Origin of the sequence: Aeoliella fuhlenseeensis (assembly GCF_052161615.1) — a bacterium.
Lineage (GTDB): Bacteria > Planctomycetota > Planctomycetia > Pirellulales > Lacipirellulaceae > Aeoliella.
Map to the genome: position 1 here is coordinate 288,922 of NZ_CP197417.1, position 13,194 is coordinate 302,115.

8 protein-coding genes are annotated in these 13,194 nt (G+C 60.8%); 2 read left to right on the forward strand and 6 right to left on the reverse strand.

Annotated elements, in window-relative coordinates; genetic code table 11:
* Window positions 1–22: 22 nt before the first annotated feature.
* Window positions 23–1,312: a DUF1570 domain-containing protein gene (locus tag SH292x_RS01130; protein ID WP_442483733.1), complete on the reverse strand. Its 1,290-nt coding sequence runs from the start codon at window positions 1,310–1,312 to the stop codon at window positions 23–25.
* 126 nt (window positions 1,313–1,438) lie between these two features.
* A complete protein-coding gene (locus SH292x_RS01135; RefSeq protein WP_442483734.1) occupies window positions 1,439–2,287 on the reverse strand; it encodes an RDD family protein in 849 nt (282 codons plus the stop codon).
* A gap of 273 nt (window positions 2,288–2,560) precedes the next feature.
* Between SH292x_RS01135 and SH292x_RS01140 the strand changes: the two genes are divergently transcribed.
* Window positions 2,561–6,205 carry a proline dehydrogenase family protein gene (locus SH292x_RS01140; RefSeq protein WP_442483735.1) on the forward strand — a complete coding sequence of 1,215 codons (3,645 nt, stop codon included), beginning with the start codon at window positions 2,561–2,563 and terminating at the stop codon, window positions 6,203–6,205.
* A gap of 19 nt (window positions 6,206–6,224) precedes the next feature.
* Here SH292x_RS01140 and SH292x_RS01145 read toward each other — a convergent pair whose 3' ends face one another.
* Both SH292x_RS01145 and SH292x_RS01150 read right to left on the reverse strand, forming a co-directional pair.
* Window positions 6,225–6,806 (reverse strand): nucleotidyl transferase AbiEii/AbiGii toxin family protein, encoded by a 582-nt coding sequence (locus SH292x_RS01145; protein WP_442483736.1) that lies wholly within the window; start codon window positions 6,804–6,806, stop codon window positions 6,225–6,227.
* Window positions 6,796–7,059 (reverse strand): hypothetical protein, encoded by a 264-nt coding sequence (locus tag SH292x_RS01150; RefSeq protein ID WP_442483737.1) that lies wholly within the window; start codon window positions 7,057–7,059, stop codon window positions 6,796–6,798. The genes SH292x_RS01145 and SH292x_RS01150 overlap by 11 nt, the downstream gene beginning before the upstream one ends.
* Window positions 7,060–7,211: 152 nt before the next feature.
* Here SH292x_RS01150 and SH292x_RS01155 point away from each other — a divergent pair, with 152 nt between their 5' ends.
* Window positions 7,212–8,090, forward strand: coding sequence for an ion transporter (locus tag SH292x_RS01155; RefSeq protein ID WP_442483738.1), 879 nt, complete (start codon window positions 7,212–7,214; stop codon window positions 8,088–8,090).
* On the opposite strand, the gene SH292x_RS01160 is transcribed toward SH292x_RS01155, so the two are convergent.
* Entirely contained in the window at window positions 8,035–9,612 is a 1,578-nt protein-coding gene (locus SH292x_RS01160) for a GH25 family lysozyme (protein WP_442483739.1), read from the reverse strand. The genes SH292x_RS01155 and SH292x_RS01160 overlap by 56 nt on opposite strands.
* A gap of 78 nt (window positions 9,613–9,690) precedes the next feature.
* The gene (locus tag SH292x_RS01165) at window positions 9,691–13,176 is read right to left on the reverse strand and encodes a beta strand repeat-containing protein (RefSeq protein ID WP_442483740.1); all 3,486 of its coding nucleotides are present in this window, start codon (window positions 13,174–13,176) and stop codon (window positions 9,691–9,693) included.
* Window positions 13,177–13,194 lie beyond the last annotated feature (18 nt).

The following is a 13,194-nucleotide window of genomic DNA, read 5'->3' on the forward strand; positions in this document are numbered from 1 at the left end:
TTGTGTGCGCTGACGGCGAGGGCTACGGCAGCAAGTGAGGTAAGCCTAGCCAGCGTCCGTAGGCGCTCACCAGTTGGTCTTTGTTGGCATTGTACGATGCCGACAAGGCTTCTTCCCACTCCATGCCTTCTTTCATCAATTTGACGAACTTCACGTACTTCTCTTGGTCGGTCTGAATGAGGAACCGCGTCAAGCTCGAGGCCCCGCCGTAGCGGTCGGCGGGAATGTTCTGGTCGACCACAAAAAACGACTCGCCCAATCGAGGCTGCTGGATGGTCCTCATGCTTTCGAAAAAACGCTTCTCTTTGAGTTGCACCGCGCCGCTTGTCGGCACCATCTTCGAGGCGATCACCTCGGCCATCCCTTCGTTCACCCAGCTCGGAATGCGGGCCTGGGTTTGGAAGCAATGCAAGAAGCCATGGCTCGTTTCGTGGACCAGAAGCACGCCAAAATACTCCGGATCGGTTCCGGTGTAGCACGTGATGCAGACGTTGCGTTCCCAGTCGTTATGGCATAAGCCCATCGCGAAGCCCGTGTCGGGGTTGTCCAAGAACTCTTTCTCAAACGCAACGAATTCCTGCTTCTGGGCAAACGCAAACACCGAAGCCTTGCCCCGCCAGACCGATTTCTCGGGGTCGACGCCGTAGGTCTGCTGCATCCACTCGTACATCCGATCAAGCGAGGCGACGAAGATGCGAACCTGCTCGGGATGGAGGTTCGAGCAGAACAGAAAATGCTCGGTTTCGTATAGCTGCAGCGTCGGCATGAGCTTCGCCGCCTTTTCGTACCGCTCTTTGTGAACCGCGATGGCCTTGGCGTGGTCCTCTTCGGTCAGTTCGCCCCAAGGTTTGACGCCACGTGCTTGCAATCGAGCAAGCCATAGCTCGTGTTGCTTGGCGGCTTCCTCTTCGTCGACTTCCTTCTTGGATTTGGCTTTCGGTTTGGTGGCACCCGAGTTCGTGTTCTTGAACACGATCTCTTCGCCCTTGGTCACTTCATCGATGCTCGCGAAGGTAAAGGTCCGCCGGGTGCCACTCTTCAGGGTGCCAATAAGCCGTTGCGGTGCGCCGGTCTTGGTGTGCGTGGTGACGCGTGCGACTTCGACGTCTTCGTACTCGACACCGCTTTTGAGGGTGATCGTAACGGTATCGTTCTCAATGAGCGAAGCATCAAACTTTGCGCTGGCCGTAGCCGTCTCCTCTGCTGCCAACAACGGACTAGCGACGATACTCAAGAGCAATAGGCTGAGTATTCGCATGCCGGGAAAGCAGAGTCGATTGTGGGTTCGCTTCGTGCTGGTAAATGGTGTCATGTCTTTACCCCCTGGGTTTGGTACAAGCTGGCTGGTCGCGCTCGGTGGAGTGGGAAGGAATGTGGTAGTGGATTCGCTGAGCCGCGCTACTTATCGGACCATCGATAAAACTCTTCGGTTCGACGATCACTTCATCGCTGGCAATTCGAACTCCCGCTGTCCCTCTGGGAGCAGGTACGGGTTCACTTGCCGTTCGAGTTCCTGCTGTTCTTCGGCCCGGGCGGTGAGGAACGCCCGGCGGTAGAGCACGCACAGCAGGGCGTCGTGGTCGATACCCGGCGGCAGGTTGTACTTCTCGACGAACGCCTCGCCGACATGCCGAGCGATTTCCGCGCGTCGCGCGGGGCCGAAGTACCGCCGGCGGTCGACGTACTGCGAGATCGCCTTGGCGAGCGTGCGGCTTGGCAGGGCACCGGGTGGCAGCATGTTCTCGATCGGTGCGACCATCACGTCCGCAATCTCGTTGAACCGCGTGGCTCGCGAGCGATCCTCTGCGATCACCATCGTCGCGCACGCAAGATCGCCCAGGCGTTGATAACGACGGTTCATCGCGGTGGCCACCAAGCCGGCGAGGTGCGTGTTGGCGGGCTGGCTATCGACCACCCGGAGGAAATTCCGCAGTACCGCCTGTCCGGCATTAATAGGGCTGCCATCGGTGCGGACGACGCGTAGGCCCATCGACTTCTTGCCGGGAGTCTGGCCGTTCCAGAAGGTCTCGAACACGCCGCCGTAGAACCAACTGATGACAAACCAAGCCACCAGCAGCATACCAAAACCAAACTCGAATCCCCCCAGAAGCCCAAACAGGAGCATCAACACTAGCCCGATGGCCGCGATGGCGAGCGTCATGATGATGCCGTCGATCAGGTAGGCCACCGCCCGCTCGAAGGGGCTTGCGACGCGGTACTCGAACGCGATGTTCTCGGGCGTCACGACGCGGATGTGCGAATCCAATTGGTCCGACGTGCTGGGCAAGGGGTAACTCCGACAGGAATCAATAACGAGATACGCATTATCGACGACCGCCCGGCCCACTGCAACCAACAGAAAACCAGGAACCGCCGACGCCGGATAGACGAAACTCCAAATCCGCGGAGAATTAAGAACTGCCATTCCAGAAAGTGGGCGAGCCGGGCCGTCCTCGACCCCGGAAATCGTGAAGATGGTTGAGTTTCCGGGGTCGGAGACGACCCGGCTCGCACGAGCAGCCTTCCCTACTTAATTCACTCTATCGCGCCTTTTGCAACGATGAAGCCAGAACTTGCCGCCGCGCTCCAGAAGCTCAAGCCCACCTCCCACGATGGCGAGAACCCGCTCGTTGCCAAAGCCATCGAGCTCGCGCGGCGATTGCAACAGCGAGCGCAGGAACTCCAAACTTCGGCCGAGCGTCGGCAGCAGGCCGAGCTCGATCGCATGATTCAGAGCCCGCACGACAAAGCGACGCTCACGCAGATGACCGACCAAACGTTCCGCTCCAAAGAAGCCCGGCGGTCGGCGAATCAATTCATTCACATCCTCGACGTGCAGGGCGTGCCTCGGTTCTTCAGCACCTTCGACCGGACACTGCTGCGCGGTTTCCAATCGTTCGGCGCGTACCTGCCCGGCGTCGCGATGCCCCTGGTCAAAGAGAAAATGCAGCAAGAGACGGCGAACGTCATCCTGCCCGCCGAGCAAGAGTTGCTGGCCGAGCACCTCGCCGAGCGCCGCCGTGAAGGCGTACGGATGAACGTGAATCACTTGGGCGAAGCACTGCTGGGCGAAGGCGACGCTCAGCGCCGGCTCGAGAAGTACCTCGAAGTCTTGCAGCGGCCCGAGATCGAAGTGATCAGCGTGAAGATCTCGACCATCTTCTCGCAGATCTCGGCGCTCGCGCGCAAGGCGACCGTTGCCGAGCTGTGTGATCGGCTGGAACTGTTGTTCCGAGCAGCCGCGCGGGGTACCTTCACCCGGGCCGATGGAACGGTGGTGCCCAAGTTCGTGTACCTCGACATGGAAGAGTACCGCGACATGCACCTGACGGCGGACGCTTTCATGCGGACGCTCGATCGCAAGGGCCTCGCGAATGTCGAGGCGGGCATTGCGCTCCAGGCGTACATTCCCGATTCGTACTTGGTGCAGCGAGAGCTTCTCGAATGGGCTCGGCGGCGTGTAGCAGCCGGCGGCGCGCCGATCACCATGCGACTCGTGAAGGGGGCGAACATGGAGTCGGAACGCGTTGAGGCCAGTATCGAGGGCTGGCCCCAAGCTCCGTACAAGTCGAAGCACGACACCGACGCTAACTACATTCGCATGCTACACGAGGCGCTATTGCCCGCGAACCGCGACGTGGTTCGCGTCGGCATTGCGTCGCACAATCTGTTTTCCCTTGCTTACGGAATTATCGCCGCGCACGAAGCGGGGATGATCGACCGCGTGCAATTCGAGATGCTCGAAGGAATGGCGAATCACCAACGTCGAGCCCTGTTCGAGCTCGCCGGCAACCTATTGCTCTACGCCCCCGCAGCCCATCAAGACGACTTCGTTAGTGCGATTGGTTACCTCGTGCGCCGGCTCGACGAGAACACAGGGCCAGACAACTTCTTGCGGCACGCCTTCCATGTTCGCGTCGGTACTCCGGAATGGGAGCGGCTCGAAAACCAGTTTCGCGATTCGTTCGCCCTTGCCGAGTCACTCCGCAATGAACCTCGCCGCACGCAGGATCGTCGCAGCGCATCGAACTATCAGTCTCCCGTCTCCAGCCCCGCGTCGCCATTCCGCAACGAACCCAACACCGACTGGTCGCTACCGCAACAGAGCGAGTGGGCCGAGACAATCGTCCGCGAGTGGCAACCCCAACACTCCCAGCGCGCTGGCGAAGTACCGCTGGTGATTGCGGGCGAAGAGATCGTCGGCGATCGTGCGGTGGTCGAAACGATCGATCCGTCGAGGCCCGAACTCGTGGTGGGTCGCTTTCACGCTGCCACGCCCGAGGACGCCGAACGAGCGATGGCGACCGCCGTGGCCGATCCCGATAGTTGGCGGCGGCGAAGTGCGAGCGAGCGGAGCGATGTGCTGTTCCGCGCGGCGAACCTGCTCGCCGAGCGACGCGGCGATTTGCTGGGTGTGATGATGGCTGAGGGAGGTAAGCTGTTCACCGAGTCAGACCCCGAGATCAGCGAGGCGATCGACTTCTGCCGCTACTACGCCCAAACTGCGTCGTACTACTACAACCTCGCCGGCCTCGCGCCGCAGGGCAGGGGAGTGGTGGTCGTCGTCTCTCCCTGGAACTTCCCACTCGCCATTCCGTGCGGCGGTGTGGCGGCGGCCCTTGCCGCCGGCAACACCGTGATCCTGAAGCCCGCCAGCGACACCGCGCTAATCGCCTACAAAATGTGCCAGTGCCTATGGGACGCGGGCGTACCGCGCACGGCACTGCAACTAGTGAACTGCGATGGCGAAGAGGTTGCCCAACAACTCGTCACGCACCCGGCGGGCAATGTCGTGGTGCTCACCGGCGGAACCGAAACCGCCATGCACCTGTTGCACGTCGACCCCGCGATGAACCTGCTCGCCGAGACGGGCGGCAAGAATGCGACGATCGTCACCGCGCTCGCCGATCGCGACCTTGCAATCAAGAACGTCGTGGCGAGCGCGTTCGGTCATAGCGGGCAGAAGTGCTCGGCGACTTCGCTCCTGGTGCTCGAAGACGAGGTGTATCACGATCGTGGTTTCCGCGACGTGCTGTGCGACGCCGTCGAGAGCATGAAGGTTGGCAGCGCGTGGAACCTGCCAACACGCATTGGTCCCTTGATTCGTCCACCCAGTGGAATGCTGGAGAAGGGCCTCAAAGAACTCGAACCAGGCGAGTCGTGGGCCGTCATGCCGGACATCGGCGTCGACGACAATCCGCACCTCGTTTCGCCAGGCATCAAGTGGAATGTCCAGCCTGGTTCGCTGACGCACACCACCGAGTTCTTCGGCCCGCTGCTCGGCGTCATGTGCGTGCGATCGCTCAGCGAAGCGATCGCGCTGGTGAATGCCACGGGCTTCGGCCTAACTTCGGGGCTCGAGAGCCTTGACGATCGCGAGCACGAGATGTGGCGTGCCGGCATTCGCGCCGGCAATCTCTACATCAACCGTTCGACGACCGGCGCGATTGTGCTTCGCCAACCATTCGGCGGGATGGGCAAGAGCAACGTCGGCCCCGGCATCAAGGCCGGCGGACCGAATTACGTCGCGCAGCTCATGCAGTTCGACAACGTGCCGAACGACGAACCCCGCGCCCAGGTTGTCACCAACACGTTGCTCGCCGAACTCGTGCATGCGTTCGACGAGGAGGGGGACTTGGGCCTTGCATCGGCCGTGGCGAGTTACGACCGCTGGGCGAACGAGGAGTTCAAGCCTTCGCACGACGACTTCCGACTTCTGGGCGAGGACAACTTGCGCCGCTATCTACCGGTGGAGATGGTGCGGGTGCGGATCGACTCACGCGACACGCCGTTCGACGTGCTCGCCCGCGTGGCGGCAGCACAGGCCGCGGGGGCACGCGTGATTGTTAGCTCGCCGGACCAAGAACTGAATGGTTCGCTCGAAGAACTGGTAAGCAGGCTCGACGAAGAGACCGACTCGTGGGCGGCCGCCATTGAGTTCGTCGAGGAGTCGGACGTGCAGCTTGCCGAGGCGGTTCGCAATCGCATCGCGGGTCGCCTTCGCTACGCCGCGCCCGACCGCGTGCCCGAGGTAATTCGATCGGCAGCCGCCGAGGTGCTTACGTACGTCGCCGATACACCCGTCTCGCCGCACGGCCGTGTCGAACTATTGTGGTACGTCCGCGAACAGTCGGTCACCTACCGCTACCACCGCTACGGCAATTTAGGTTTCCGTTCGGAAGAAGAGCGCGATGAGCCGGAGTAACGGCTGGAGAAACTCTCGTTCACGCGATGTCCGGAAATGCAGACCGGCGAGCTTCTTGATAGGAGTCGCCCAACCCTGTTGTTGCCAACCATTGATCGAGGTATTGCATGTCGAGTATTTCGTGATTTTCACGCAATAACATTGCCACGTCTGCGAGGTCTAGCAAACGCCCAGCGAGCAATTTAAGAAGTATGAGGTCTTCGCAAGCGAGTACACGAAGCGGCCTATCCAGACCTGGGATCTCGCGCAGTTCCGCTCGCCGAAGTGCGGAACGGAGAAGATCGTTCTCGGCTAGAAGCAAATCAAATTGCACGTCGTACACTTCATCGGGCGGAGTGTAGAGAAACTGCGCGATGTGGTAGGAACCGATTTGGACGAGCGGATGTTGGTGTTTCGTCCGACACCCATGAGCTGTGAGCATCTCAAGCACGGATTCGAAGTCTTCCGACTCCAAGCCAATCAGTAAGTCGACATCTCGTGTTGCGCGCGGATAGCCCCAAACGGCAAGTGCCATTCCTCCCGCCAGTGCAAACTGTGAAGGGAGCGGCGACAAAGTGTTTACAAGGAAGTTCAAAACATCACGTACGGCTTCACCCGCCATGGCTAGCCTCGCATTGCGCCAAGCGGCGAAGCATCGCGAACTGCTCCTGGTCGTGCTGCTGCATTTGACGAGCGTACCATTCCCGATAAGCCTGTTGGAGGTCGCCATCGGGGCCAATCCGATGTCGAAGGCCCGATTTGACGAGCGCATCGGCTTCGTCAAGAAGTTCGTACCAAAGTTCGACACGCTTCTCCACTGGCAAGTGGTTGATGCTCGGCGGAGCGGCGTCGGCAGGCGGGATGAGGGCGCACATGGGCGTTGGAGGTGACTTCAGAGTGCTGTTAGAGAGGCTCGCTGCCCTTCCAATTCTACCACGTTTCTTGGTAGATCCTAGCTCAAAGCGGTGGGCAATAGGCCCGTTCTACAGTTGTTGGAACGCCCCCCGGCGTAAGCTACACTTCCCCTATGACCCAACCCCACCCACCACATCCGGAACAGCGCGAACGCCTAGGCCCTGGGCCCGCGGAGTGGCAGAAGCGTTGGTACGACGTGATCTTCGAGCACGACACCTTCGCTGGGCGGACGTTCGACTTCGCCTTGTTCGTGGTGATTGTCGTCAGCGTGATCGCGGTGATGCTCGAGAGTATCGAGAGCTACCGCAAGGCATGGCGATTCGAGTTGCACGTGGTGGAGTGGATCATCACGGTGCTATTCACGATCGAGGTGATAGCGCGACTCGCCTGCGTCAATCGACCTGCCCGATACTTGTTTAGCTTCTTCGGCGTGGTCGATATCATCTCGCTGCTCCCAAGCTACCTGATGTTCTTCTTGCCGGGGGCGCAGTCGCTCGCCACGATTCGTACGGTGCGGCTACTGCGTATTTTCCGAGTCCTCAAGTTGGCTCATCATGTTCGTGAAGGCCAGACGTGGCTACTTTCGCTTAAACGAACGTGGCCAAAGATCACGGTGTTCATCACCGTGATCATGTGCACGATTATCATCCTCGGAACGGTGATGTATCTCGTTGAAGGCCATGCCGACAGCGGGTTCGATAACATTCCCGAAAGTGTCTACTGGGCTATCGTCACGCTGACCACGGTTGGCTACGGCGACATTGCCCCCGTTACGCCCTTGGGAAAGATGATTGCATCGTTTGTCATGCTATTAGGCTACGCAATCATCATCGTGCCGATCGGCCTCTTTAGTGCCGAAGTGATGTCGCAACGTCGCACGCAGGATCCCGACAACGTCTGTATGTCGTGTGGATTCGCGTCGTGGGACGTCGACCCTAACTTTTGCAGCAAGTGCGGCGAGCCCATGGAGCAATCGCCAGCAGCATCGTAAGCAAGACGCCGCTCACCCCCTCGGGCACCGCGGTGGACGAGACGCTGCCAGAGTTGCCCGCGCCGAAACTCGACTTCCACAGTGCGTAGTCGCCAGCGTCGACGACGCCCGAGCCGTTGCCATTGAAGGCCAGTACGCTCTCGCTCGACGCGCCCAGATTGTCACGCCATACCGCGTAGTCAGCGAGGTTGACGACGCCGTCGCCGTTGAAGTCCCCAGGCAGCGTGCCTTCGGGCATCAGGCTTCCCATCGGGTTGTGGGCGATGCTGTCGAGGTACAGCGTCGCCTGCCCCGTGCCGAAGAACTGAATCGAGTCGATGGTGGCCGTCGGAACGTCAATCGTGCCGTCGCCGTTGACCCATGCTTCCCACTCGTCGTCATTGTCGAGCGACCACTCGTATAAATGCCACTGGCCATCCGCGACCACGTTCTTCGCCGTACTGCGGTCGGCGGTCGCGGGGGCGTCGAGCGCCAGGCGAACCGATACTCCAGGATCGTCGGTCTTGAGCCAGAACCCAATGTAGCCGCGAGTGGCGAACTCGAGGTTCCCCTCCGGTGCGGCGTAAGTCCCAATGCCGGCGACATGCCTGACGGTCCAGCCTCCGGCGTCGCCATTGATCACGAGTTCCTGCGAAGCGATGCCCGCTTGGGCTTCGGTGGTCACGCGATTGGCGGTGCTGGTCGCGGCGACTCCGGTTGTCGTGCCTGAGAACGTCACCGCGCGGTTGAAGTAACCTTCGTCGTCCTCGAAGTCCTCGATCATCGTTGGCTCGGACTCCACCAGTGTGATCAATTGCTGTTCGAGCTGCGTACGCGTGCCGAAAAACACATCGCGATCGACGTTGCCCGAAACGCCTGCCACACTTCCCGTGGCGGTCCACTGCCAGTAGGGGGCGGGACCCCAACTTGGTGTGTCGGATTGCACGGGAGGATCGTCCGTGGGGTTGGGCTTCCACCACGCGATCCATAGATCGTGGTTGCTGGCGATGCTGGGGGTGAAGTAAGAGTTCGCTGCCGACTGGCTGGTGTAGATGATCGGCCGCACGCCGAGCGTATCAAGCACGGTATCACTGAAGTCCTGCACCCAGCCCGAGATGAAGTTCTTCATCGTCACACCGCCCGGGGGGGTGAACGAGAACTCCTCGACATCGAGCACCGGCGGCAAGTGCGAACCTTGCTCGTAGTACGGAACAATTGCCTCTAGGAAATCGTTCGCCTCGCTCACCGCATCGGTCGGATCGGTAAAGAAACTGTCGGGCCGCGCGTAATGGTAAGGCCCAGCCAAAACGCCCGCGCTGGTGGCGCCGACGAAGTTTTGATGGAACGTCGGATCAATGGCGTTGACCCCTTCGGTCGCCTTGATGAACGCGAACTCGGTGCCCGAGTTGCGGACCGAGTTCCAATTGATCGTCCCCTGCCATTTGGAAACGTCGATGCCGTTCACCTGCGTCTGTGCACTCGCGCCGGTGGCAATGACAAGGGCGGCGGCGACTCCGAGAGCGCGGATCAGGCAACTGAGCATGACGATGGTGGCGGGCGGGGGCGGAGGACTCGTGGCAACGCGCTCGCGGTGCCGACAAGTACTGAGTCTATTCGTCCGCTACGAAGCCGCCGAGGTCGTTGCGCAGTAACGAGAAACGCCTGCGGGTATCGATAGGATCAGGGCCATAAACGCAATGATCCACCCGCTCTCGGGTTCGGGAACCTGGTGGGTGTCGACTGTCGCGAGACTCCCGCCAGAACCGAAACTCGACTTCCACAGGTTGTAGTCGCCCGCGTCGACGGAGCCCGAGTTGTTGCCATTGCCGTTGAGGGCCAGCTCGTTCGGCGCGCCGAGGTTGTCCCGCCACACCGTGTAGTCGGCGAGATTCACGACGCCATCGTCGTTGAAATCGCCCGGCAGGCCTTCGCCGGCGATGACACGAAGCAGCACGGCGGTACCGGTGTAATCGAGCTCCCAAGCGAGCCCTGCACCAGGCGAGGGAAGTTCGTGGGCGGCCGTGGCGAACGAACCCGAGATGCCACTCGCGGCAGTGAGCAGTGTGAACGTATTACCAACCGCCGGCGTGAACGTGGGGGCGATTTCGAGGTCGAGCGCACCCCCAAGGGTTGCCGCGTGCACCGACGTGACCTGCGCGAACGTGGTCGTGCTCTTCATCACTGCCATCAGTGTGCCAGTGGCCGATTGGGTGAGCGATCGCAGAGACGCTGTGCCCTCGACGGTCATCTCGCCATGATTGGTGAGCGGGACGCCAACCGCGGCAACGGGTTCAAGCGTGAGCTGCCCCGTCTGAAGATTGTGCACCTTGCCCGCGCCGGTGAAGACCACACCGGTTTCGATGGTCGAGTTGTCGGCGAGTTCGAGCGTGTCGGCAACCAGCGGCGTACGCACCTGGGCACCGGTGCCAAGCACCACGTTGCCCTCGATGCGCCCAAAGTTCGTGACGTTCACGATTCCGTCGATAAACGACGTGGCACTTGCGCTATCAAGGATCGCGCGATTCGAACTGCCACCCTCGAGGTTTACCACCCCCGTGGGCTCCACCGTCCAGCCATGCTCGAGCTTGAGTCGGCGACCTGCTCCAATCGAGGCACTGCCCCCGAAGGTGTCGGAAGTGGGGGAAGCGATGGTCAGGTTGCCACTGCGGACCGATAACTCACCCGTGGTGGACGTTCCATCGAGATCAATCGGATTGGCGGTGGAAATGACAAGGGTTTGCGCGGTGGTGCCGAGGCCATGCAGCACCCCGTTGTTGACCAACGAATGCACGGAGACCATTCCATGTCCGCGAGTGATCCCGCTATTCAAAACTCCGACAGTTCCGACGCTGGTGACGTTCCCGCCGTTGAGTTCGAGTGCCGAGAAGTTCGCCGTGTTGAGCGTTTGGCCCAATTGCAGAGTACCCATCGTGCTCGCGGTACCGACCGTCTGGGCAGCGAGCACTTCGCCGTTGAGCGCGAGGGCGCCGTTGTCCGCCCAGAGGTTCGAGTTGCCCTCGAATAGGATATCGGTATCGATGGTGCCAAATCCACGCAGCGCGGTATTAATAGCACCAGTCACAAGCTGCCCATCGCCATCAATCAGACCACCACTCATTAGATTGGGGCTGGCCTCACTGCCCCCACCGAGTTCGAGCCGGCCGGTGACTCCACTCACCGTCACGCGACCCGTCGGCAAGACGCTAAGTCTGGATTCGACCCGTGTTGAGTTAGTAGCGATGATCCGTCCCTCGACCTCCAATTGGTCGCCAGTCAGCGACGTGGGATTACTTGCGTGGCCCTGAATGTTAATGATGCCATTCGCGCCGAGCGTCCATTTGTTCGCGGGACCAAACACATCGACGTACAACCTCCCGTTGGGTCCGCTGATGAACATGGTGTCCCCGCCAGCCGCGTCGCCGAACGGACTGAGCGTGTGAGCTTCGACAAACAGGGGCGCGTTGATTTGCCACAGTTCCGCGGTGCTGGTTCCCCCATCGAGCACCACGGTCCCCGTCTGCATCTGAAGCTGTGTTTGACCGTTGACGGCGAACGTTCCACCTCGGAAGTCGAGTGTCCCGGCTCCCGTGTGGGCGTTGCTTCCTTGGAAGGTCACGTTGCCCGCCAAGCGAAGCGCTGCACCGCTCGCCACGGTGGTTCCGGTGCCTGCCTTGTTGGTGAAGACGGTGGGCCCACTCACCTGAGTGAGTCCGGCAGTCGCTTCGAGCTTGCCGCCATCAACGGTCAACGTGGTACCCGACTCGACCGCTGCTTGGGGCGTAACCAAGTTGGTGCCCGTCAGCCGCAACGTTCCGCCCAGCCGCCAGCCGCCGGTAATGTTGGCTTCCAAGGTTCCATGATTCACGTGAATCAGCCCATTGAACGCATCGTCGGTGGGCGAGGGCGAGATGTCGCTCGCCGACACGATCAGGCGGCCGTTGTTTTCGATGAGATAAGTAGCGTCTTCGGGACCGTCCCAATCGAACGAGGGAGTATTAATGCGGACCGCCGTGCCATCGATCTTCACCGTCGCCGCTGCACCACCGAGGTTAATGCCAGTGCTGAGATCGGAAAGCGTTGGACCACCGCTCGTCAGGTCCCGAAACACCAGCGTTGTGCCGCCGGCTAAATTGATCTGCGTTCCGGCTCCGGCGTTCATTCCCTCTTCGACGACCAGTGTTCCCGTGTTTACGTTCAGGATCGCCGCGTTGGGACTAGCACCGCCAAGATTCCAACGACCCCCGCGAACTGTCGCGATGGCAGGGATGCCCGGCGTTGGACTGCCCGCATTGATCTGGATCGTCGCCCCGCTGGTGGTATGATCGCGATCGAGGTCCAGGATGCCGCCGGGAGACATCTCAAGCGTGCCACCAAACGCAAGCGCTTCGCCCCGCAGCGCGAGTGTCGTGTTCTCGCCGATCTTGACGACGCCATCACCCGTGATGCCATCGAGATCGAACTTCGCGTCGACATGAGTTGCCTCAAGCGTCAACGTGCGATGCGTCAGTGGGCTTCCCGTATTTGGCTGCCGCGATTGAAGCGTGCCGTTGTTGGTGAAGACGGGTTGGGGCCCCGCGTCGATTGTCTCGTTGAACAGCAGAAGTCCGTAGCCCGAGACGAAGCTCGTGCTGGCTGTAATTAGTGTCGCGACGTTGGCTCCCCCCGCCGCGGAGTCGGCAATCACCAATCGACCACCTGCCATTTGCAGAGCGCCGCCGTTCTCGACGCGGAGGTCTTTCACAATCGCCGACGCGGTGCCAATACCATTGCCGTGCTCGCTGACCACGAAGGTCGAATTCGCTCCGTTGACCGCGACTTGCCCATTCACCGTGAGCGTGAACTTCGCCGTATCAACATCCGCACCATTGGTGTGAGTTAGACTCGCAATAGAAAACGCGGCATCGACGAAGGTCGTGTCACCCAGTGCCGCGGGGAGATCCCCGATCAGCACTTCCATGCCCGCGGGACTTCCGTTGGGCGACCAATTCGCGGCAGTCGACCAGCCGCTGTCGGAACCACCATCGTCCCAGCTGACCGTCACGCCACTGGCGGCACAGCACCACAGGAATACGGCGCTAAATGCTAGCGCGGTGCGAACCAATTCCATCACTCTACCCCCAGGACG